We start from the raw sequence: 21,084 nt of genomic DNA on the forward strand, positions 1-21,084 counted from the left end.
CCCCTTTGCCTGTGCGGTCACGCCGGAACGCCGCTCGGTGCGCGGTGGGCTTCACCCGCGCCGACGAGCGGCATCGCCTCGGAGGCGGCTGCGCTCGCCGCCATAGGTGGGCGGAAGGTGCGCAGGCGCAGCGCGTTGCTCAGCACGAAGATGCTGGACAGACCCATGGCTGCGGCGGCCAGCACCGGGGAGAGCAGCAGGCCAAAGGTCGGGTACAGCAGCCCCGCCGCCACCGGGATCAGGGCCACGTTGTAGGCAAAGGCCCAGAAGAGGTTCTGCCGGATGTTGCGCATCGTTGCCTGTGACAGGGCGATCGCATTCGGCACGCCCCGCAGGTCGCCCGACATCAGCACCACGTCGGCGCTCTCGATCGCAATGTCCGTCCCGGTGCCGACGGCCAGTCCGACGTCCGCTGCCGCGAGCGCCGGGGCGTCGTTGATGCCGTCGCCGACGAAGGCGACCTTCCGGCGCCCGCCGTCCTTCAGGCGCTCGACCACCGCCACCTTGCCGTCCGGCAGCACTTCCGCCACTACCTCGTCGATGCCGAGGCGCCGCGCGATCGCATCCGCTGTGCGGCGGTTGTCGCCGGTGACCATAGCGACCTTCAAACCAAGGCGGTGCAGCGCCTCCACCGCCGCGGGCGTTGTCTCCTTGACCGGGTCGGCGACCGCGATCGCGGCGGCGAGCTGTCCGTCCACCGCGGCGTAGAGCGGCGTCTTGCCCTCGTCCCCGAGGCGCACCGCGGCTTCGGCGAAGGCGGCCACGTCGTGGCCGAGCCGGGCCATGTAGCGGTCCGCCCCGACCTCCACCCGCCGCCCTGCCACGATCGCGGCGACGCCGTAGCCCGGCACCGCCTCGAAGTTCTCGGCCTCGCCCAGGGACAGCCCACGGTGCCGCGCCGCCTCGGCGATCGCCTCGGCCACCGGGTGTTCGGAGCGCGCTTCAACGGCGGCGACCAGCGCCAGCACCTCGTCCGCCTCAAAACCCGGAGCGGGATTTAGGTCGGTCAGCTCGGGCCGGCCCTTCGTCAGCGTTCCGGTCTTGTCCACCGCAACCACCGCGGCGTCACGGAGGCTCTGCAACGCCTCGCCCCTGCGGAACAGCACGCCGATCTCGGCGGCGCGGCCGGTGCCGACCATGATCGAGGTCGGCGTCGCCAAGCCCATGGCGCAGGGGCAGGCGATGATCAGCACCGCGACTGCATTCACCAGGGCGAAGGTCAGCGCTGGGTCTGGTCCGAAAGCCAGCCAGATCCCGAAGGTCGCGGCCGCGGCCGCCATGACAGCAGGCACGAACCACATCGTCACCCGGTCCACCAGCGCCTGGATCGGCAGCTTCGCACCCTGCGCCGCCTCCACCATGCGGACAATCTGCGCTAGCACCGTATCGGCGCCGACGGCAGTTGCGCGGAAGCGGAAGGCTCCGGCCTTGTTCACCGTGCCGCCGACCACCCGCGCGCCCGCCTCCTTGCGCACCGGCACCGGCTCGCCGGTGACCATGCTTTCGTCCACGAAAGAGGCGCCGTCGAGCACCTCGCCGTCCACCGGCACCCGCTCGCCGGGGCGCACCAGCACGACATCGTCGGCCCGGACCTCACCCACTGGGACCTCCAGCGCCTCACCCCCGCGCTCGACGCGCGCGGTCTTGGCCTGCAGGCCCATCAGGCGCCTGATCGCCTCTGAGGTGTGGCCCTTGCTGCGCGCCTCGAGATAACGCCCGAGCAGGATTAGCGTGGCGATCACCGCCGCGGCTTCGTAGTAGACGTGGCGGGCGTCCGCGGGCAGCAGCGCGGGCGCGAAGGTGGCCACCGCCGAATAGGCCCACGCCGCGCCGGTACCGAGCGCGACCAGCGAATTCATGTCCGGCGTACCGCGCAGCAGGTTCGGCCAGCCCTTGCGGTGAAAGCGCAACCCGGGGCCGAACACCACGAGCGTGGCGAGGACAAACTGCAGATACCAGGAGGCCTGCATCCCGATGGTGGCCTCCACCAGGTTGTGCACCGCCGGCACCAGCTCCCCACCCATCTCGATTGCCAGGACAGGCAATGTCAGCAGGGCGGCAGATAGCGTGGCGCGCCCGAGGGAGCGCTGCTCGCGCTCCCGTCCCTCGCGCTCACGCTCCTCGCGAGATGCGGCGGCCTCAAGTGCAGCACGGCGGGCCGCGTAGCCGACAAGGTCGACCGCCGTCTCAAGCGTGGCGGGATCCAGGCCGCCGACGTGGCGGACCACGGCGCGCCCGGTGGCAAGGTTAACCGAGGCTTCCCGCACCCCAGGCACCGCGCGCAACGCGCGTTCGATGCGTCCAACACAGGATGCGCAGGTCATGCCCTCGACAGAGAGGTCGGTCGTCTCCTCCGGCACCGCGTAGCCCAGTCGCTCGACCGCGGCCGCCAGCGCCGGCAGGTCCGGCGCGCCCTCGAGGCGCAGCTCGGCCCGCCCGGTAGCCAAGTTGACAGCAGCCTGCGCCACACCGGGCACCGCAGCGAGCGCCTTCTCGACGCGGCGCACGCAGGAGGCGCATGTCATACCCTCGACCGGCAAGGAAAGCGCGGCGGGCGGTAGGCCGTTGCGGATCGCGAGGTTTGCTTCAGGGGCCATGAGCTTTCTCCGCGGTTTGGATCGTCGGACCTGAGGTGGTGATTCCCACCATGGTAAGGTCAAGGCGGCCGGCCTGCCGGCCCGGATTCGGGTGCCGGAGGTGGAAGCGTCGGGCGGCACCACGAGGTTTCGCGGTGCCGGTCCCTGACCTGCCTGCCGCTCTTCCAGCGCTGCGCTCACCCTGCCCTCTTCACCGCCGTTGCCCTGCTCGCCTCACCGCCGCGGCGTGGGGGCGACGACGGGTGCCACATCAGTACCCTCCGGCAGGTCAAGATGCCGCCGGATGGCGCCGACCAGTTCCGGGCTGTCCCACTCGGCGGGGCCGATCTTCCGGGCAACCTCCCGCCCGTCTCGATCAATGAGCAGCGTCGTCGGAATACCAACCGCATTGAGCGCACGCGACGCCGCGCCAGTTGGATCCACATAGATGTTCAGGGAGCGGAGGCCGATTTCCTTGTAGAATGCCTCGACGGCTGGTGGGCCGCCGCGATCGATGGATAGCGCCACCACCTCGAATCCATCACCGCCGAGCGCGGCCTGTAGCCGGTCCAGCGCGGGCATTTCCACCCGGCACGGGACGCACCAGGTCGCCCAGATGTTCAGCACGACTGCGCGGCCGCGGAAGTCCTCAAGGGTCAAAGTTCGTCCCTCGGCGGTGACGAAACGCAGGTCCGGCACCGGTCGCGGCGAGTCGAGCGGCACGAGCGTGAGGCGGTTCGCCAGGGTACCGGAGGTTGGGACCGCGGACTGTTCCGGCAGTCGCGTCGTCGTAGGGATCATGACGAAGGCCAGTACCAGCACGGCCGTGACGGTCCCCGCCACAGCTATCCCAAGCGCGAGCCGGCGCGCGCTGGTGCTGCCGCTGCGTGTGTGGATCACGACTCCATGCCCTCTCGACGGAGGCGCTCGACCAAGGACAGAATCGTGTCCTCCAACACCTGTGGCGTCACCGCACCGATGTGCTTGAAGGCGATCAGGCTATCGGCGCCAACGACGTAGGTTTCGGGCACGCCGTACACGCCCCAATCAAGTGCAACCCGACCGTTCCGGTCCGCGCCCGTGCGGGTGTACGGGTCGCCCATCGCGTCCAGCCAGCCAGCCGCGTCGTCGGGCGCATTCTTGTAATTCGGCCCATGCACTGGCACGACGCCCCGCCGCGCGAGCCCCATCAAGTGCGGATGCTCCTCGCGGCAAGCGACACACCAGGAGCCGAAGACGTTGACCAGTGACACTTTTCCGCGCAGATCGGTGTCCGACAAGCCAAGGCGCCGTCCCTGGACAGGCGGCAGGTCAAATCTGGGTACAGTCTTGCCGATGAGGGGCGAGGGAACCAACCTCACATCGCGTCCAAGACTTACTGCGAAGCTTGCGGCGAGCCCGCCAAACACCGCAAGGGGCGCGAACAGGATGGCGCGCCGATGCCAGTAGCCCGGCCGTCGCCCAGCATCGGCGGGCGCACGGTGCGTGGCGCCGACCGGCGCATCGTTCGGCATGATGCCAATGTCAGAGCTCGTATTGCGGGAGGCTGTCATGCTGGAGTGCTCCTCTCCTGCCGTTCAACCAATCAATGCCAGGGCGGGGAAGGTGCGCAGCATCCAGGCCCCGAACCGGGTCAAGTCGCCAGTGATCATCGCCATGCCCATCGCCACCATCCCCGCGCCAGCTATCCGTTGCAGCCAGAGGCCAAAGCGTGCGGTGCGCCTGACGCGGGCGAGCAGCGCGGGCAGGTATAGCGCGGCGAGCAGGAAGGGCACGCCGAGCCCGGCGGCGTAGGCCGCGAGCAGGGCCACGCCGTCCGCCGCGCCGCGGGCCGCCGCCGCGGCCGCAAGCACCGCCGCCAGCACCGGACCGATGCAGGGCGTCCAGCCAAAGCCGAAGGCGACCCCCACCAGCACCGCCTGGGCGGGCGTACCGCCTTCGAGCGCAGGGCGGAAGCGGAGGTCGCGCAGCAGCGGCACGGGAAGGCGCAGAAGGCCCATTTGCATCAGGCCAAGGATTGCCACCAGGATTCCGCCGACGACCGCGGCCTCGGTACTCCAACGTCGCAGCAGGCCGGAGAGGCCGGTGGCACCGGCGCCAAGCGCCACGAAGACCGCCCCGAAGCCGAGCACGAAGAACAGGCCGAGGCGGAAGGTCCGGCCGCGCCGCGCCTGCGCTCCGGCGAGGTCGGTGCCAGCGACCCAAGCCAGGTAGCCCGGTACCAACGGCAGCACGCACGGCGAAAGGAAGGAGACGAGCCCCGCCCCAAAGGCCAGCGTCAGGCCAAGCGGGGAGAGGTCGATGTTCAGCATGCGCAGCGCCGGCCTTCAGTGATCGCGGGTGCGTGACTCCGCCGACGGCCTCCATTGCGGCCGTCGCCTTGAAGGGCGTGCGCCGCGGCTTCACCTGGGCCGTAGACAGCGACACCAGACGCGAGGTACCGATGAGCACCAGCACAAGCGATGACACCCGGACCCGCCGGACTTTCCTTTCGGTCGAGGGCATGACCTGCGGCAGCTGCGTGCGCACCGTCGAGCGCGCGCTCGCCGGCGCCCCCGGCGTCGAGCGGGCCGTCGTGGATCTCGCGCGCAGCTACGCCGTGATTGAGGGCTCCGCGCACCCCGAGGAACTCGCCGCGGCCGTCGAGGCCGCCGGCTACACCGCCCGGATCCTGCCGGAGGGCGAGGCCGAATGGCCCGACCTGCCGGCGAACGAGCGCCGCCGCGGCGGCTGCTGCGGTTGAATTGCTTCCGGCGGCGCCCTGGGCGATCGGGTGCGCCGCTGTGGCCAATGCGCATCGCCGCGGCCATCCGGTGGCGGTCATAGCAGGCTCCGCAGCCGCTCCCAGAGGCCCTGCGGCGGAACCGGCCGAGGCAATGGTGGGGCTTGGGCGTCGCCGTCCTCGTCGTGGGTCAGCGCGTTCAGGTACAGGACGAGGTTCGTCGGGTTGAAGTCGAGCCCGTGGAATTTCGCCCTGAGCCGGCCCTCGCGGTCGATCACCTGCGTGACGACGGCGTGCATCTGCTGGCCGCCCCCCGTCGGCACGAAGACGAGGCCGAAGGCCTGGGCCAGCCTGACGGTTTCCTGCGGTCGTTCCGGCCCGCTCGTCAGGAAGGTCCAGTTGGCGGGTTTGAGGCCGTGCGTCTCGCCGAAGCCTCGCATCACCTCAGGCGTGTCGTGCTCCGGGTCGGTGGTGATGGTGACGAAGCGCACCTGCTCGCGCATGGGGGTGAGGTTCACCATCTCTTGGATGCGCGCGATCAGGTCCGCGTGCAGCGGGCAGGCGTCCGGGCAGCTTGCGTAGATGAAGTGGAGCACCACCACCTTGCCGCGCAGGTCGGCGAGGCCGACCGGCCGCCCTTCGGCGTCCTGCAGCGCGAAGTCCGGCGCGGGGCGCGCCTCGAAGGGCTGGAAGAACTGCTCGCGGTCGTGCAGCCGGCCTTCGACCTCCTTCATCGAGTGGGCCCCGGCCGGCCGCGGCGGCAGGGCCAGGACGGCGGCGGCCGGAAGCGCCGCGCCCAAGGCGAGGAGGACCGCGCGCCGCCGCCTCACGCCACGCCCCGTTCCCGGCGGTGGATAGGCGCCGCCGCGGTAGCCGCCGCGTCCGCGGTCGCGTTGGCGGTCCCGCCGCCCGCCCCCTTACGCATCATGCAGAGGCCGAGGCCGCACATCACGAGGCAGGGCAGCACGCTCAGCAGAAGCGGGGCAAGGCCGGCAGCTACCAGCCAGCCCCAGCCGCCGAATGCCGCCGCGCCGCCCAGGGCCACGACCGCCACGGCGGCGAGCAGGATCTTGCGGTTGGCGAACCACCGCCTGGAGGACGAAGCGGCGCCGCAGCAGCCCGCGGACGAGGAAGGGGAAGGAGTGTTGGTCGCTGTTGTCTGCATGGTCGATCTCCTTGGTAGGGGCAGGGGTGGACGTCGGGTGGTGTCAGGAGCGACCGGCAGCCGTGCCGAGGCGCTCCTCGCGCCGGCGACGTATGTCGGGCGGCCAGGTGCTCTTGATGAAGGCGATGACGGCTGCGATCTCGGCCTCCGTCAGCACGCCCTCGAAGGCGGGCATGTCGCTCTCGTAGCCGGGCAGGATCCCGGTCAGGCTCTTCCGCGTAAGCTCCATCAGCTGCGCGTCCGGGTGGTGCCAGGTGTGCCCGGTGGCGTCGTGGGGCGGGGCGGGCAGGCGCCCGTTGGGCCGGCGCGCCTGCCAGTTCGGCTGCCCCTCGAGGTTCGCGCCGTGGCAGGACGCGCAGCTCTCGGCGTAAACGCGCCGGCCAAGCGCTACCTGTGCAGGGTCGCCCGCGTCGGCAATGGCCGGTGCCGACGGTCCAAGCCAGCCGAACCCGAGCGCCGCCGCTCCGAGAGCGCCGGCGGCGCCGAACGCGAGCGCGCGGCCCTTGGTCATCCACCCCGCCGCCCGAACACATACTTGGCCAGAGCGGCGACCGCGAGGACGAGCAGGGCGAGGAGCAGGAGCCCAACCAGCCCCATGCCCCACATCATCGCCGTTCCCATCGTTCCGCTGCCCATCATGCCGCACATCATCGATGTCTCCCGCTGTGGAACGGCCGCGCCCGGCCCTCGGCAGCCCTACTCGACCGCATAGACCGCGGGCTCCGCCGCCGAATCCCGTTGGATCGTGTAGATCGTGAAGGGCGCGGCCTTCGGGCCGCCCATGCCCGGGGAGCCCATCGGCATGCCGGGTAGCGAGATGCCGCGGATGTCCGGGCGCTCGGCGAGCAGGCGGTTCACGGGGCCGATGGGCACATGGCCCACGACGGTGTACCCATCCACCATCGTGATGTGGCAGCCTTCGAGCGCCGGCGGTACCTGCTGCTGTCGGCTGATCAGCGCGAGGTCGTGGCTGGGCACGACCCGTACCACGTAGCCGTTCTCGCGCAGGTAGGCTGCGTAGCCCTCGCAGCAGTCGCACTGCGGGTTCTTGTAAAGCGTGGCCTCGCGCGACGCGGCCGGGGGCTGAGCGGCGGCAGCGCGGACGGGCCGGGTCAGCGGGACGACGGCGGCGGTGGCGGCCAGGACGGCGCGGAAGGTGGCGCGGCGGGTGGTGGGCATCATTCGCTGGTTCTCCTCTCTGGGTTTCGGTCAGGCCACACGGACCAGGCCCATCATCCCCGCGGCTTGGTGCTCGAGGACGTGGCAGTGGAACATCCAGTCGCCGGGATTATCGGCGACGAAGGCGATCTCTGCGCTTTCGCGCCGCGGGATCAGGACGGTGTCCTGCCACTCGCGGTGGCGGGTCGGGACGCCGTTGCGGGCGATCACCCGGAAAGAGTGCCCGTGCAGGTGCATCGGGTGCGGCCAGGCCGTCTCGTTGCGGATCGCCAGCACGTAGGAGGCGTCGCGGCGCAGCACCGCCAGCGGCTCGTGCACATGGACACCGGGCGCCGCCGCAGTCCCGTTGACCGTCCAGGTCAGGCCCCGGCGCATCATCTCGCGCACGTCCAGCCAGTGCCCGTCCACGAGCGCGCCCTCGAGGGGATTCATCATCCCGCCGCCGAGCACCACCGCATGTCGCTCGGCCCGCGCGAGGTCCGGCTCGGGGACCGGGTTGGCGGGCAGGCCGGGGATCGGCGCCGTGGGCGGACGATGGCGCAGCGGCTCCGCACCGTAGGCGATTTCGAGCAGCCTGTACTCAAGCTTGGCGTAGTAGGTGTCGAGCACGCGGGCACGCGCGCCCGGCTGGCCGGTCATGTCGAGCACCAGGTCCACGCGCATCCCTGGCCCGACCACGACGCGCCCGTCCTCGGGCACGTGCGGCGCGACCGGCTGGCCGTCGAGAGCAACGACCACAGGCTCGTGCCCTTCAAAGACCAGGCCGAAGATGCGCGCATTGGCGGCGTTGATCAGCCGCAGCCGCAGTCGCTCGCCGGACCGCACCGCGAAGCCCCCATGCGGGACGCGGCCGTTCACCGTGACGGTGTTGCCGATGCGGCCGGTCATCCCGGCCTCCATGGCGTTGCCGAAGCCGCCCGCAATCTGTGCGTCCTCCAGCAGACGCCAGTCGTCGAGCACCCAGGTGGCGTCGCGGTCGATCGTGGGTGGCGGCTCGGGCTCTTCGACGACAAGCGGGCCGTAGAGGCCCCGCGCCACCTGCTCGAAGCTCCGGACGTGGGGATGGTACCAGTAGGTACCGGCGTCCGTGGCATCGAACTCGTAGGCGAAGCTCTCTCCCGGTGCGATCGGGGGCTGGGTCAGGTGCGGCACGCCGTCCATCGCGTTCGGCACCCGGAGCCCGTGCCAGTGGATCGTAGTCTCTTCCGACAGACGGTTCTCCAGCACCACACGCAGCCGCTCGCCCTGGCGGACCCGGATTTCAGGGCCCGGGACCCGGCCGTCGTAACCCCAGACTGCGGTTTCGGGCCCGAAGTGAGGCGGGCCAGCAAGGGCCGCGCGCCCGGGGCGCGCGATGAGCCGGATGGTGCTGCCGCCTGAGACGGCGCTATCAGCGGCCCGGGCGACGGCGGGCACCGGGCGGAGGCCAGTCGCCGAGAAAGCGGCCGCGCCACCTAGCATGAGGAACCTGCGGCCGAGTATCGGCAGGCGGGAAATAGGCATGGTGATATGACGTCCTTCCGCGAGTGCGGATAGCCAGCCGCACGCACGAGCGGGCGGACAGGCGGCAGTGGAGGTCCGGCGCCGACACGCGGCGCGGTTCCTTAGCTCAGGACGATGACTCTGGGAGGATGAAGGTCGGGCGAACCAGTCAGCCCGGCCAGGGCGAGCACAGCTGGGATGGGCTCGGCCAGAGGTGGAACGAGGAACACCAAATGCGGGCCGGCGGGCGGCGCCACCGGAGGCACGGCACAAAGTGCCGCGCAGGAAGCTATGGCGGAGCCGGAGCCGTCGTCGCAGCCGTCGCAGCCAGGCATCTGCGTATCAGTGGATGGAGCCGCCGCCATGGCAAGATCCATGGCCGTCGCGCTGGCAACGTGCAGCACCGTCCCGGCCGCGAAAGCCAGAATCAGAGCAAGCAATATTGTGCGCAGAAAACCATGCATCGACTTTAGATAGTGCGGCGTTGGCGCCGCGTCGACCCCGAGTGCGAATTCCACGCGATTGTGGGCGATGATCCCACGATGCGCCGCCACAGTGACCACCTTTCGCAGCATCTGCTGCAGGACCGCGAGATCGTCGGGCGGCGTGTCGAGTTCGCTTCGGAGGCGCTGCACCCGGCGCCCGCCGACGCACTGCGGGAATGGCCGGTGTCAAGCGGAAGAACGTCTCCGGCGTGGACGACGATGACCCGGCGCTGCTCAAGCCGCTGGGAGCAACGTAGGGCAGCTTGTGCCGGTGAACTGTTGGCGCACCGCCTCCGACGGTGGCCAGTTGCTAAATTGGCCCAGGCTGTTGCCCGGCCTCGCTAACTTGCATCAGGGCAGAGATGCGTCGGAGCGGCAGTAGAATTTCCTTGCGTGATGAGCCGCGATTAAAGAACCGGGGAAGGAGGGGTGGCATACGGCAGGGCGCGGCTGACCTGCCCCTGACCGGGGATCCACGAGCTATGAGAGACTTGGCCCGTGTTCTGGCCTGGCCGGCTGGCCCTGCCGGAGCGGAGCGTAGTCGGGGCCAGCCGGCCAGGGCAACACCGCTTCCGGCGCCGGCGGCCGATAGCCCAGCGCGCTGTGCGGCCTGACCGTGTTGTAGTGGCGCCGCCAGCGCTCGATCAGCACCTCAGCTTCCCGCAGCGAATAGAAGATCTCTCGGTCCAGCAGCTCGTCCCGCAGCTTGCCGTTGAAGCTCTCGTTGTAGCCGTTCTCCCAGGGGCTGCCGGGCTCGATGAACAGCGTCGTCACCCCGACCCGGCCGAGCCAGCTGCACACCACCTTCGCCACGAACTCCGGCCCGTTGTCGGAGCGGATGTGCCCAGGCGGCCCACGTTCGACAAACAGATCCGTCAGCACCTGCAGCACGTCGTCCGACGTCAGCCGCCGCGCCACCACGATCGCCAGGCACTCCCGCGTGTATTCGTCGATCACCGTCAGCATGCGAAAGCGCCGCCCGTCATGCGTCCGGTCCTGCACGAAGTCATACGCCCAGACATGCCCCGGCCAGCACGGCCGCAGCCGAACGCAGGAGCCGTCGTTCAGCCACAGTCGGCCCCGCTTCGGCTGCCGCCGCGGCACCTTCAGCCCCTCGCGCCGCCAGATGCGCTCCACGCGCTTGGCGTTTACACGCCAGCCCTCGGCCCGCAGCAGCGCCGTGATCCGGCGATAGCCGTAGCGGCCGTACTTCGCCGCAAGCGACACCACCGCATCGGTCAGTGCAGTCTCATCGGCCGACACCGCCCGCACCTTGCGCTGCGTCGATCGCGGCTGGCCCAGCGTGCGGCAGGCGCGGCGCTCGGAAACCCCGAGCACCGACTGCACATGCCGCACCCCGACCCGGCGGCGCTCGGGGCCTAGAAGTTTCCCTCCGCGGCTTCTTTCAGAATCTGCTTGTCGAGCGTCAGCTCCGCCACCGCCCGCTTCAGCCGCGCATTCTCGCGCTCGAGCTCCTTCAGCCGACGCGCCTGGTCCACCTTCAGCCCGCCGTACTCTGATCGCCACCGATAGAAGCTCGCCTCCGAGACCGCGAGCCGGCGGCAGATCTCCCCCACCGTCTGGCCCTGCGCCAACTCCACCTCAGCCTGCCGCAGCAGCGCGATGATCTGCTCCGCCGTACGACGCTTCCTCGGCATCACTGCCTCCTTCCAAGGAAGCCAACTCTCTCATCACAGCTGGATCCCAGGCAGGGGGGAAGGTCACCCCTGCTCTACGGGGTGATGCTGACGGCGCTCGACGCCTTCCTGATCCTATGGTTGCAGAACAAGGGCGTACGCTGGCTTGAGGCATTGGTCTTTGGGTTGATCGCGCTGATCTTTGGCTGCTTCGCGGTGCAGATCGCGCTTTCGCAGCCGGAATGGGCGGCGGTCCTGAACGGCTACATCCCGGCCGCCTCGATCGTGACGAACCAGACGCAGCTCTACATTGCGATGGGAATCCTGGGTGCGACGGTGATGCCGCACAACCTGTATCTCCATACTGCCGTGGTGCAGTCGCGCGCCTGGAAGACCGATGAAGCGGGCAAGCGCGAGGCGATCAAGTTCGCGACCATCGACAGCTCCATCGCTCTGACGCTGGCGCTGTTCATCAACTCCGCCATCCTGATCACCGCGGCCGCCACCTTCAACACCACGGGCAATACCGAGGTCGCAGAGATCGGCGACGCCTACCACCTGATCGCGCCGCTGCTCGGCAGCGGCTTGGCCGCAACCCTGTTCGCCCTGGCGCTGCTGTTCTGCGGGCTGAACGCCACGGTGACTGCGACGCTGGCCGGCCAGGTGGTGATGGAGGGCTTCCTGCGCTTCCGGCTGCACCCGGTGCTGCGCCGGCTCGTCACCCGGCTGGTGGCGATCGTGCCGGCGATCCTGGTCACCTGGTTCTACGGCACCAGCGGAACGGCGCAGCTGCTGATCCTGAGCCAGGTCATCCTCTCCATCCAGCTGCCCTTCGCGGTGATCCCGCTGATGCTCTTCGCGCAGGACAAGCGGAGGCTCGGGGTCTTCGTCGCGCCGACCTGGCAGCTGGTGCTGGGCTGGGCTGGGCAACGGCCGCGGTGATCCTCGGGCTGAACATGAAGCTGCTGTACGACGCAGCCTTCGGGGAGTGAGGTTCAGCGGGCTGGCGCGTGCAGCGCGTCGGCCATCGGCGGGTGGCATCCAATGCCACGGCTCCGGAAGCATAAGATCCTGCACTGCCTGCGCCGGTGGATGCACCGGCCGCCATTGCCGGGTGCCAATGGCGCGTTGCGGAGCACGTCCCATATGCTGCCAATCGCTCGGGAACCGACAGGACCAAGGAAATAGCCATGTCCATGCACCGTCGCCATCTGTTGCTTGCCGCCGCAGCCACGCTTCCTGGTGCTGCGTGGGCGGCGGAGCCCGTCCGGGTCACCGTTTGGCGCGATCCGTCCTGCGGCTGCTGCACCGGCTGGGTGGCACATCTGCGCGCCGAAGGGTTCATCGTGGACGACCAGGTGACGCAGGCGCTGGGCGCCGTGCGTCGGCGGCTCGGCACGCCTGCCGACCTGCTGTCCTGCCATGCCGGCGCGGCGGAAGGTTTTGCGTTTGAGGGCCACGTTCCCGCGACAGCCATCCGCCGTCTCCTGGCCGAACGCCCGGCCGGGGTCCGCGGCCTGGCCGTTCCGGAGATGCCGGTGGGCTCGCCGGGCATGGAAGTGCCGGGGCAGCCCGCCGACAGCTACGACGTCATCGCCTTCGGTGAGGCGCCGCACCGCCCCTACATGCGGTTCCACGGCACTCAGCCGGCCTAGGGGAGGGCACGTCCACCGCCATGGCCGCCGAGGCGACGATCCGGCTCGCCGCGTTCATCGGCGTGTTGGCGGCCATGGTCCTTGCCGAGCGGACTTGGGCGCGCGGCCTGGTGCGGCCGCTCGGCTGGCGGCGATGGCCAGCCAACCTGGCGCTGCCGGTGATCGGCTCCGTCGTTCTGCGGCTGGTAGCGCCGGCCGGAGCGGTAGGCGTGGCGGTCTGGGCAGAGGCGCGGGGCCTTGGCCTGCTACCGGCCCTTGGCGCCCCCTTCTGGCTTGCCCTGCCGGTGGCTGTCCTGGTGCTGGACCTGTCGATCTACTGGCAGCATCGGGTGTTCCATTTCGTGCCGGCGCTGTGGCGGCTGCACCGGATGCACCATGCGGACCCGGAGCTGGATGCCACGACGGGGCTGCGGTTCCATCCTGTCGAGATCCTGCTTTCGCTTGGCATCAAGGTGGCGGTTGTCGTGGCGCTCGGGGCGCCGCCCGTGGCGGTTTTGGCCTTCGAGGTGCTGCTGAACGCCACCAGCCTGTTCAACCATGCCGACATCCGCATCCCGGCTCGCATGGAGCGCTGGCTGCGGCGCTTGGTGGTGACGCCGGACATGCACCGGACCCATCATTCGGAGGTCCAGGCCGAGACTGATAGCTGCTTCGGCTTCTGCCTGCCCTGGTGGGATCACCTATTCGGCAGCTACAGGGCCGCCCCGGCGGCGGGGCTCAATGGCGCGGTGATCGGGGTGCCAGGCTGGCGCACCGCCAGGGAGCAAAGGTTGGACCGCCTCCTGCTGCAGCCCCTGGCCGGCACGCCCCCTGCCGGTTTTCCTCAGAAAGGGACTTGAACCTCTAGCCACTAGAAGTCCCATACCGTTCCCAGCGGGATGGGATGACGCGGATGAACGCGACAACACGGCTGGCCTGGCGGGTCGAGGGCATGGATTGCGCCAGCTGCGTCACCAAGGTGACGCGGGCTGTCGAACGACTGCCCGGCGTGGGCGACGTCGAGGTGAACCTGATGGCGGAGCGGCTGTCGCTCTCGCTGGCCCCTGGCGCCACCACGCCTGAGGCTGTCGTGAAGCAGGTGGCGGCGCTCGGTTACACGGCGACGACCTTGGCGCCTGCGGCGGCCTCGGATCGGCAGGTGTCTGGACAGCACCATGCCGGGCACGACCACGATGCGGCACCGGCCCCGCATGGTCACGGCCATGACCATGACGATCCCGCGGATGCCGAGAGGGCGTGGTGGGCCACGTCCAAAGCGAAGCTGGTATGGCTGCTCGGCGGCCTCGTCCTCGGCGCCTATGCGCTGTCTCTCGCCCTGCCGGAGCGCCTGACCTACCCGCTGTTCCTGGCCGCGACGCTGATCGCCCTGGTACCCTTCGGGCGCCGCGCCTGGGCACTCGCCCGGGCCGGAACGCCCTTCTCCATCGAAACCCTGATGGTAACGGCCGCCGCCGGCGCCACGGTCATCGGCGCGGCGGAGGAGGCCGCGGTCGTCGTGCTGCTCTTCGCCGTGGGCGAATTGCTGGAGAATGTCGCCGCCGGCCGCGCCCGCGCCGGCATCCGCGCCCTGGCCGACCTCATGCCGCGCGTGGCGCTGCGCCTGCGCGCGGATGGCAGCACCGAACAGTTGCCCGCCGACAGGCTGGCGGTCGGCGACCTCGTGCTGGTCCGGCCGGGCGACCGGGTACCCTGCGACGGCACCATCGAGGACGGCACCTCGGCCTTGGATGAAAGTGCGGTGACCGGCGAAAGCATCCCGGTTTCGCGCGGACCGGGCGAGGTGGTGGTTGCCGGGTCGATCAACGCCGATGGCGCGCTGCGGGTCTGCGTGACGCGCGCCGCCTCCGACAACACCATCGCCCGCATCATCCGCATGGTGGAGGACGCGACCGCCTCACGTGCGCCGACCCAGCGTTTCATCGAGCGCTTCTCGGAGTGGTGGACTCCCGGGGCGATGATCGTCTCGGCCCTGGTGATCCTGGTGCCGCCCTTCCTGCTGGGCTGGGACTGGGGCACCAGCCTCTATCGCGGCCTGGCGGTGCTGCTGATCGCCTGCCCCTGCGCTCTGGTGATCTCGGTGCCGGCCGCCATGGCCTCCGGCCTCTCGGCCGGCGCCAGGCGCGGGCTCCTTGTCAAGGGAGGCGCGGCGCTGGAAGCCATCGGCGCCGCCCGCACCGTCGCCTTCGACAAGACTGGCACCCTGACCGAGGGCCGCCCGCGCGTGACGGACATCCTGCCGGCGCCCGGCCAGACGGAGCAGCAGGTTCTCGAACTCGCGGCGGCCGTCGAGCAGGGCTCGGCGCATCCGCTGGCCAAGGCCATTCTGGCCGAAGCCGAGGCGCGGGGCCTCGCCCTTCCGGTTGCAACCGACCTCGCCGCCATTCCCGGCAAGGCGGTCACGGCCGCGATCGGCGGACGCCTCATCGGCGTCGGCAGCCCGCGCCATGCCCGCGAGGCCGGCGCCCAGCTTGGCGACCTCGACAAGGAGCTGGCGCGACTGGAGACCGAGGGCAAGACCGTCGCCGTCCTGCTCGCTGACAGCACCATGCTTGGGTTGATCGCGCTGCGCGACGAGCCGCGCGCGGATGCGCGCGAAGGTATCGCGGCTCTCTCGGCGCTTGGCGTGCGGCCGGTGATGCTGACGGGCGACAACCGCCGCACCGGCGAGGCCATCGCCGTCTCGCTCGGCCTGGACGTGAAGGCGGAACTGCTGCCGGACGACAAGCTGCGGGAGATCGGCCGCCTGATGGAGGGCGGCCCGGTCGTCATGGTCGGCGACGGCATCAACGATGCGCCGGCGTTGGCGGCAGCCTCCGTCGGCGTGGCGATGGGCGGCGGCACCGACGTGGCGCTGGAGACGGCGGATGCCGCGGTGCTGAAGGACCGCGTAACGGGCGTGGCGGAGCTGGTCTCCTTGTCGCGGGCGACCATGGCCAACGTGAAGCAGAACGTGGCGGTGGCGGTCGGGCTGAAGGGCGTGTTCCTGGTGACGACGCTGATCGGCCTGACCGGCCTCTGGCCGGCGATCCTGGCCGATACCGGGGCCACCGTGCTGGTCACGCTGAATGCCTTGCGCCTGCTGGGGTGGCGGCCCCGAGCTTGATGGCGGCGGCCGGAAGGCGGGCTCCAGCGGGGCATGAGGAGCGGGGCGATCATAACCGCCGGAAATCCTGATTGTGGGAGATGTTCGATTGAAGGACCAGCGTGAACCTCGACGCCGCTGGCTGGCGCTGGCAATCGCCATCGCCTGGCAGGCAGTCTCCTCCCGCCCGGCTGCCGCGCAGGATGGACAGGGCGGGTCGGTCGTCGTCAGCGGCGGCTGGGCGCAGGCCGTGCCGCCGGAAGCTCGCGAAAGCCGAGGATTCCTTGTTGTTCGGAATACCGGCTCGATGACAGCCCGTCTGGTCTCCGCCTGGTCGCCCGACGTCGAAGCTGTACGGATGCTGGAGCGCGATCCGGTCTCTGCCACGGCATTCCGATCGCCGCCCGAGGGTTTTTCCATTCCGCCCGACGGCACCCTCACGATGGAACCCGGTGGACCACACCTTGCTCTGGACGGCTTGCGTCAGCCCCTTGGGCCAGGGGACGCGATCCGCGTGTTCCTCCGCTTCGAACGAGCCGGCGAAATCGCCGTTGAGCTTCGCGGTCACGATCATTGAACGGCAAGGCGCCTCCTGATGATCTGCGCAAGGCCGCCCAGAAGCGCCGTTCTCGCGCAATCCTTGCGGTGCTCCTCACCCTCGTAGCCGTGTTCTACGCCATCACCATCGCGCGGATGGACGAGCAGGGGGAGGCGCGGAGGACACGCGCGACGGAGCAGAGATGAGGGCAGGCGTTCGGGACGCGTCTGCCTGCGCCGCCTCGGTGGAGAAGGCGAGGTTGTCGTCACTCCAGCTTGTGGTGCTGCCGAATGCCGCGGGCCTGGTCCTTGGGGCCGTAACGCCGCTCGCCTTCGCGCCGCTGTACCTTCTGCCGGCCTTCCTTCTCGGCTTCGGCGGATTGTTCCTGTTGCTGGAGCGGACACGTTCGGTCCGCGGCGCCTTCCTGCTTGGTTGGCTGTTCGGCCTCGGCAACTTCGCTGTCGGGCTCGGATGGATCACCAAGGCATTTGCCGTGGATGCCGAATCCTTCGGTGCACTCGCCCTGCCGTCCCTCGCGGCGTTGTCGGCAGGTCTTGCCCTGTTTCCCGCCTTGTCGCTGGCGGCTGCGCGCTGGGTCGCGGGTCCCAGGCGCGGTATGCGTCTCCTCGTCGCTCTCGCGATCTGCTGGACGGCGGGGGAATGGCTGCGCGGGACGATCCTCACCGGCTTTCCGTGGAATCTCGCGGGGCATGTCTGGGGCTTCGCCGATGCGCCCTTACAGCTTGCCGCCTTCATCGGGATCCATGGCCTCGGTCTGGCGACCATCCTCCTCGCGGCGCTGCCGTCCTTCGCGCTTTCCGTTCGGCGGGTCTGGCCAATGGGCATCGCGGCCGCCTGCCTGGCGCTGCTGTGGGCCGGCGGCGCGGCGAGGCTCGTGGTCCCGCTGCCACCTGACCTGCCGGATGTTCGGCTGCGCCTGGTGCAGCCCGACGTGGCGCAATCCCTCAAATGGGAATCCTCCGAAAGGGCGCGCATCCTCGCCGATCTCCTCGCTCTCAGCCGCGTGCCGGGAGCATCGGGCGCAGAGCCGACGCACCTGCTTTGGCCCGAGACAGCGGTACCGTATCTGATCGCGGAGGAGGCTGCGGTCCGCGCGGCACTCTCGGATGTGGTGCCGCCGGACGGTGCCCTCGTTACCGGCGGGGTGCGGCGCAGCCTGGATGCGACCGGCCAGCCCTCAATGCGGAACAGCGTGCTCGTCCTTGATGGCGCGGCCCGGATCCTTTCGGCGTACGACAAGATACGGCTCGTGCCCTTCGGCGAATACGTGCCCTTCCGCGCGTGGCTGCCGGGGGTGCCGAAGCTGACGGACGGTGCGGTGGACTTCTCGCCGGGCACGGACCCGGCGCCATTGCCGGTTCCCGGCCTGCCCGCCGCCATGACGCTGATCTGCTACGAGGCGATCTTTCCCAGAGGAGGCGGAGGAACGGCCCGCGACGCAGGATGGATCCTGACGCTCACCAATGACGCCTGGTTCGGCCGCTCCTGGGGACCGCATCAGCATGCGCTGGCGGCCAGGATCCGTGCGGTGGAACTGGGATTGCCCATGGTGCGCGTCGCGAATGGTGGAATTTCCTTCGTCGCCGATGCCTATGGGCGTGTACGGCGGAGCCTGGCACTCGGTACGCGCGGCGTGCTGGACGCGGCACTGCCCGCGGCATTGCCGGGCAAGACGCTCTATGCGCGCCTCGGAGATTGGCCGCTGCTGGCCGTCCTGTTCGCAGGACTGACCGGCCTGGCCGCGAACCGCAGGGAAAGCGAGCCGCATGACGCTTGAATTTTCGGCCCTCGGCCTGCTCCTGGCGTTCGGCGGCGGACTGGTCTCCTTCCTGTCGCCCTGCGTGCTGCCGCTGGTTCCGGGCTGGGTGGCCTATGCCTGCGGCACCGGCGTACGCGATGCGCCGCCGCGCGCCCGGGCCATGCTTCTGGGTGCCAGCTTCGTCCTGGGCTTCTCGCTGGTCTTCGTGCTGCTCGGGCTCGGTGCATCGGCGCTGTCGCAATGGCTGCGACGCTGGAGCCTGGAGTTCCAGATCGCGGGCGGGGCGCTGGTCCTGGCCTTCGGCCTGGTGCAGATCGGCGCGCTGCGCCCCTCCTGGCTGCTGCGTGACGTGCGGCTGCCGGCCTTCGCCGCGGGCGGCACGCCCGGCGGCGCGGCGCTGCTTGGCGTCTCCTTCGGATTCGCCTGGACGCCCTGCATCGGCCCTGTCCTGGGTGCCGTGCTGGCGGTCGCGGCCATCCAGGGTGATGGCGCGGGGGCGCCTCTGCTGCTTGCCTACTCGCTGGGGCTGGGCGTGCCCTTCCTGCTGGTCGCCTTCTACCTGCCGGCGGCCGCGGCGACGTTGCGGCGATGGCGTGGCTTCGGCCGCGGGGCGCAGGTCGCCTCCGGTCTCGTCATGGCCGCCATGGGCGTCCTGATGATGCTGGGCGAGATGACCAGAATTGCGGGCTGGTTTGTCCAGACCTTTCCCTTCCTGCTGAGGCTAGGCTGATGCGCTCGATTGGAATCATGGCGGCCCTGGCCGCGGGCGCCGTGGACCAGGCCACCAAGCTTTGGGCGCTTTCCGCTCTCTGGCCGCCCTACAGCGGGGGCATCACGGTGCTGCCCGTGCTGAACCTGCGGCTCGGCTTCAACACTGGCGTGACCTTCGGCATGTTCGCCGACAGCGCAGCCGGCGCCGCCTGGGTCCTGGTGCTGGTCACCCTCGCCATCACCGCGTTCCTGCTGCACTGGCTCTGGCGCACGACATCGAAGGTTGAGGCCCTGGCGCTTGGCCTCGTCATCGGCGGCGCCCTCGGCAATGCCGCCGACCGGCTGCGCATCGGGGCGGTCGTCGACTTCCTCGACGCGCATTACGCGGGCTGGCACTGGCCGACCTTCAACATGGCCGATGTCGCGATTGTCTGCGGTGTCGCCCTGCTCATCCTCACTGGCCTGCGTCCCGCACCGGCCGCGAACCGCACTGCCCTACAAGACTCCGGGAGCGAAATCCGATGAACGAAGATCTGTCACGCCGCGGCACCCTGGCTGGCTTGGCCGTGCTCGCCTTGTCCGCTCCAGCCCTGGGGCAGCAGGCGGGTGCCCCGCCCTTCGCGGTCACCGAGCCTGGTCCGGAGACGCCGCGCCCGCTGCCTGGTGAGCGCGCGATCGGCCGAGAGGACGCCCCGGTGACGGTGATCGAGTTCCACTCGCTGACCTGTGGCAACTGCGCCAACTTCCACACCCAGCATTTCCCCCGGATCAAGGTCGCCTATGTGGATCCTGGCCTGGTGCGCTTCGTGCTGCGCGACTATCCGCTCGACCGGGTTGCGGTCGATGCCGCCGCGCTCGTCCATTGTGCCGGGCCGGAGCGGTTCGAAGCCATGCTCTCCGTGCTCTACACCAACAAGGAGGCCTGGGCGCACAGCCCGGATGCCCGCGGCTGGCTGCGCCGTACGGCCGGGCTGGCGGGGGTTTCCGCCAGCCGCCTGGAAGCCTGCTGGACGGACCGCGGTTTCACCGATCCGATTATCCGGTCACGGCTGGAAGCGACACGTGAGTTCAACGTCCAGGCGACGCCCACCTTCGTCATCGGCGGCAGGGTGCATCCTGGCGTCCTGACTTTCGAGCGCTTCGCCCAACTGGTGCAGCCGCTTCTGCCGCCAGGCTCAACCCCTACGCCGGCGCCCAGGGTGCTTCCGCGCCTGTGAGCCGGCTGAGGTTGCGCGCCTGGCTATCCTGCGCCACAGCCAAGCCGATGATGAAACCGCGTTCAGCATTCCTGGCCCTGGCCTTCGCCCTACCCGCGGAGGCCCTGGCAGCCCCCTGTCCAGTCGCCATGCCAGTTGCAGGAGAGTTTTCCTCAGGCTTCGGGCCGCGCCACGGCCGGATGCATTCGGGGGTCGATCTGCGGGCGCCGGTCGGCACGCCGGTTCGTGCGGTCTTGCCCGGCACCGTGATCTTCGCAGGGCGCTACTTCGACTACGGGCTCATGGTGGAGCTCCGTCACGAGGACGGGACGCGGTCGCGATATGCGCATCTCTCGCGCTTCGGGCCCGGCCTCGCCGTTGGAACGCGGCTCGATGTGGGCCAGGCCATCGGCGCCGTCGGCAGGACGGGTCGCACCACGGGGGCGAACCTCCATGTCGAGTTGCGGCGGGGCGGCCGTCCGGTCGATCCCTGGCCCTGGCTGACGCGTACCGCCTGCACGAGCCTGACCGAGATTGCAGAGGCAGCACCGGTGCGGTGAGGCAGGCAGCGATTTTCATCGCCGCGGCCATGGCAGAGATTGCCGGCTGCTACGCCTTCTGGGGCTGGCTGCGCAGCGCATGAGGACACTCTGGGGCGAGTTGCGCGGCGCGATATCGGTCCTGGTCCTGCTGGGCCTCGTTGCGCGCCTGCTGATGCCGCTCGGGGCTTTCGCGGCCACGCAGAGGGCTGCCTTCGACCTCGCGTGGCAGGGACAGCTCTGCCTGAATTCGGGACTGCCTGCGCCCGACGACACGAAGGACGGACCCCGGTCCGCCCGGGGCAATCACTGCGCGCTGTGTCGGCTTCCTGACGCA

The 21,084-nt window shown here is 70.0% G+C and carries 23 protein-coding genes; 11 read left to right on the forward strand and 12 right to left on the reverse strand.

Features of this window, described 5'->3' with window-relative positions; all coding sequences use genetic code 11:
* Positions 1 to 17: 17 nt before the first annotated feature.
* The 4 genes from HB662_RS27375 to HB662_RS27390 form a co-directional block, all read right to left on the reverse strand.
* Entirely contained in the window at positions 18 to 2,597 is a 2,580-nt protein-coding gene (locus HB662_RS27375; RefSeq protein ID WP_168054990.1) for a heavy metal translocating P-type ATPase, read from the reverse strand.
* 213 nt (positions 2,598 to 2,810) lie between these two features.
* Entirely contained in the window at positions 2,811 to 3,476 is a 666-nt protein-coding gene (locus tag HB662_RS27380) for a TlpA family protein disulfide reductase (protein WP_342449599.1), read from the reverse strand.
* Positions 3,473 to 4,129 (reverse strand): DsbE family thiol:disulfide interchange protein, encoded by a 657-nt coding sequence (locus HB662_RS27385; RefSeq protein ID WP_245185955.1) that lies wholly within the window; start codon positions 4,127 to 4,129, stop codon positions 3,473 to 3,475. The genes HB662_RS27380 and HB662_RS27385 overlap by 4 nt, the downstream gene beginning before the upstream one ends.
* A 24-nt stretch (positions 4,130 to 4,153) precedes the next feature.
* A complete protein-coding gene (locus HB662_RS27390; RefSeq protein WP_171970294.1) occupies positions 4,154 to 4,888 on the reverse strand; it encodes a cytochrome c biogenesis CcdA family protein in 735 nt (244 codons plus the stop codon).
* 131 nt (positions 4,889 to 5,019) lie between these two features.
* Between HB662_RS27390 and HB662_RS27395 the strand changes: the two genes are divergently transcribed.
* The gene (locus HB662_RS27395; RefSeq protein ID WP_168054992.1) at positions 5,020 to 5,319 is read left to right on the forward strand and encodes a heavy-metal-associated domain-containing protein; all 300 of its coding nucleotides are present in this window, start codon (positions 5,020 to 5,022) and stop codon (positions 5,317 to 5,319) included.
* Positions 5,320 to 5,396: 77 nt separating this feature from the next.
* Here HB662_RS27395 and HB662_RS27400 read toward each other — a convergent pair whose 3' ends face one another.
* The 8 genes from HB662_RS27400 to HB662_RS27435 form a co-directional block, all read right to left on the reverse strand.
* Entirely contained in the window at positions 5,397 to 6,032 is a 636-nt protein-coding gene (locus tag HB662_RS27400) for an SCO family protein (protein ID WP_168054994.1), read from the reverse strand.
* 92 nt (positions 6,033 to 6,124) lie between these two features.
* Positions 6,125 to 6,463 carry a hypothetical protein gene (locus HB662_RS27405; RefSeq protein WP_168054912.1) on the reverse strand — a complete coding sequence of 113 codons (339 nt, stop codon included), beginning with the start codon at positions 6,461 to 6,463 and terminating at the stop codon, positions 6,125 to 6,127.
* Between the two features lie 43 nt (positions 6,464 to 6,506).
* Entirely contained in the window at positions 6,507 to 6,974 is a 468-nt protein-coding gene (locus HB662_RS27410; protein ID WP_168054996.1) for a c-type cytochrome, read from the reverse strand.
* Complete coding sequence (locus HB662_RS27415) at positions 6,971 to 7,114, reverse strand: hypothetical protein (RefSeq protein WP_168054914.1); 144 nt, start codon at positions 7,112 to 7,114, stop codon at positions 6,971 to 6,973. The genes HB662_RS27410 and HB662_RS27415 overlap by 4 nt, the downstream gene beginning before the upstream one ends.
* 45 nt (positions 7,115 to 7,159) lie before the next feature.
* Entirely contained in the window at positions 7,160 to 7,645 is a 486-nt protein-coding gene (locus HB662_RS27420; RefSeq protein ID WP_245185956.1) for a DUF411 domain-containing protein, read from the reverse strand.
* Between the two features lie 27 nt (positions 7,646 to 7,672).
* A complete protein-coding gene (locus HB662_RS27425) occupies positions 7,673 to 9,145 on the reverse strand; it encodes a multicopper oxidase family protein (protein ID WP_168054999.1) in 1,473 nt (490 codons plus the stop codon).
* A 101-nt stretch (positions 9,146 to 9,246) separates the two neighbouring features.
* Complete coding sequence (locus tag HB662_RS27430) at positions 9,247 to 9,759, reverse strand: hypothetical protein (protein WP_168055001.1); 513 nt, start codon at positions 9,757 to 9,759, stop codon at positions 9,247 to 9,249.
* A 330-nt stretch (positions 9,760 to 10,089) separates the two neighbouring features.
* A protein-coding gene (locus HB662_RS27435; RefSeq protein WP_245185957.1) for an IS3 family transposase occupies positions 10,090 to 11,267 on the reverse strand; the annotation gives its coding sequence in 2 pieces (ribosomal slippage) (positions 10,090 to 11,003 and positions 11,003 to 11,267; 1,179 coding nt in all).
* Positions 11,268 to 11,351: 84 nt separating this feature from the next.
* On the opposite strand from HB662_RS27435, the gene HB662_RS27440 reads away from it, so the two are divergent.
* The 10 genes from HB662_RS27440 (at position 11,352) to HB662_RS27485 (ending at position 20,768) form a co-directional block, all read left to right on the forward strand.
* A complete protein-coding gene (locus HB662_RS27440) occupies positions 11,352 to 12,188 on the forward strand; it encodes a divalent metal cation transporter (protein ID WP_342449600.1) in 837 nt (278 codons plus the stop codon).
* A 248-nt stretch (positions 12,189 to 12,436) separates the two neighbouring features.
* A complete protein-coding gene (locus HB662_RS27445; RefSeq protein WP_245185958.1) occupies positions 12,437 to 12,901 on the forward strand; it encodes a DUF411 domain-containing protein in 465 nt (154 codons plus the stop codon).
* A gap of 20 nt (positions 12,902 to 12,921) precedes the next feature.
* Positions 12,922 to 13,740, forward strand: coding sequence for a sterol desaturase family protein (locus tag HB662_RS27450; protein ID WP_168055003.1), 819 nt, complete (start codon positions 12,922 to 12,924; stop codon positions 13,738 to 13,740).
* Between the two features lie 53 nt (positions 13,741 to 13,793).
* The gene (locus HB662_RS27455; protein WP_245185959.1) at positions 13,794 to 16,004 is read left to right on the forward strand and encodes a heavy metal translocating P-type ATPase; all 2,211 of its coding nucleotides are present in this window, start codon (positions 13,794 to 13,796) and stop codon (positions 16,002 to 16,004) included.
* A gap of 88 nt (positions 16,005 to 16,092) precedes the next feature.
* The gene (locus HB662_RS27460) at positions 16,093 to 16,560 is read left to right on the forward strand and encodes a copper chaperone PCu(A)C (RefSeq protein WP_168055007.1); all 468 of its coding nucleotides are present in this window, start codon (positions 16,093 to 16,095) and stop codon (positions 16,558 to 16,560) included.
* Positions 16,561 to 16,765: 205 nt separating this feature from the next.
* Positions 16,766 to 18,319, forward strand: a complete 1,554-nt coding sequence (gene lnt, locus HB662_RS27465; RefSeq protein ID WP_342449601.1) for an apolipoprotein N-acyltransferase — start codon at positions 16,766 to 16,768, stop codon at positions 18,317 to 18,319.
* A complete protein-coding gene (locus tag HB662_RS27470) occupies positions 18,309 to 19,031 on the forward strand; it encodes a cytochrome c biogenesis CcdA family protein (protein WP_168055011.1) in 723 nt (240 codons plus the stop codon). The genes lnt and HB662_RS27470 overlap by 11 nt, the downstream gene beginning before the upstream one ends.
* Positions 19,031 to 19,537, forward strand: a complete 507-nt coding sequence (gene lspA, locus HB662_RS27475) for a signal peptidase II (RefSeq protein ID WP_168055013.1) — start codon at positions 19,031 to 19,033, stop codon at positions 19,535 to 19,537. Before HB662_RS27470 ends, lspA begins: the two co-directional genes overlap by 1 nt.
* Positions 19,534 to 20,229 carry a thioredoxin domain-containing protein gene (locus tag HB662_RS27480; RefSeq protein ID WP_168055015.1) on the forward strand — a complete coding sequence of 232 codons (696 nt, stop codon included), beginning with the start codon at positions 19,534 to 19,536 and terminating at the stop codon, positions 20,227 to 20,229. The genes lspA and HB662_RS27480 overlap by 4 nt, the downstream gene beginning before the upstream one ends.
* 47 nt (positions 20,230 to 20,276) lie before the next feature.
* Positions 20,277 to 20,768, forward strand: a complete 492-nt coding sequence (locus HB662_RS27485; RefSeq protein ID WP_168055017.1) for a M23 family metallopeptidase — start codon at positions 20,277 to 20,279, stop codon at positions 20,766 to 20,768.
* Positions 20,769 to 21,084 lie beyond the last annotated feature (316 nt).

The sequence above is a fragment of the Falsiroseomonas frigidaquae genome, assembly GCF_012163145.1.
Taxonomy (GTDB): domain Bacteria; phylum Pseudomonadota; class Alphaproteobacteria; order Acetobacterales; family Acetobacteraceae; genus Falsiroseomonas; species Falsiroseomonas frigidaquae.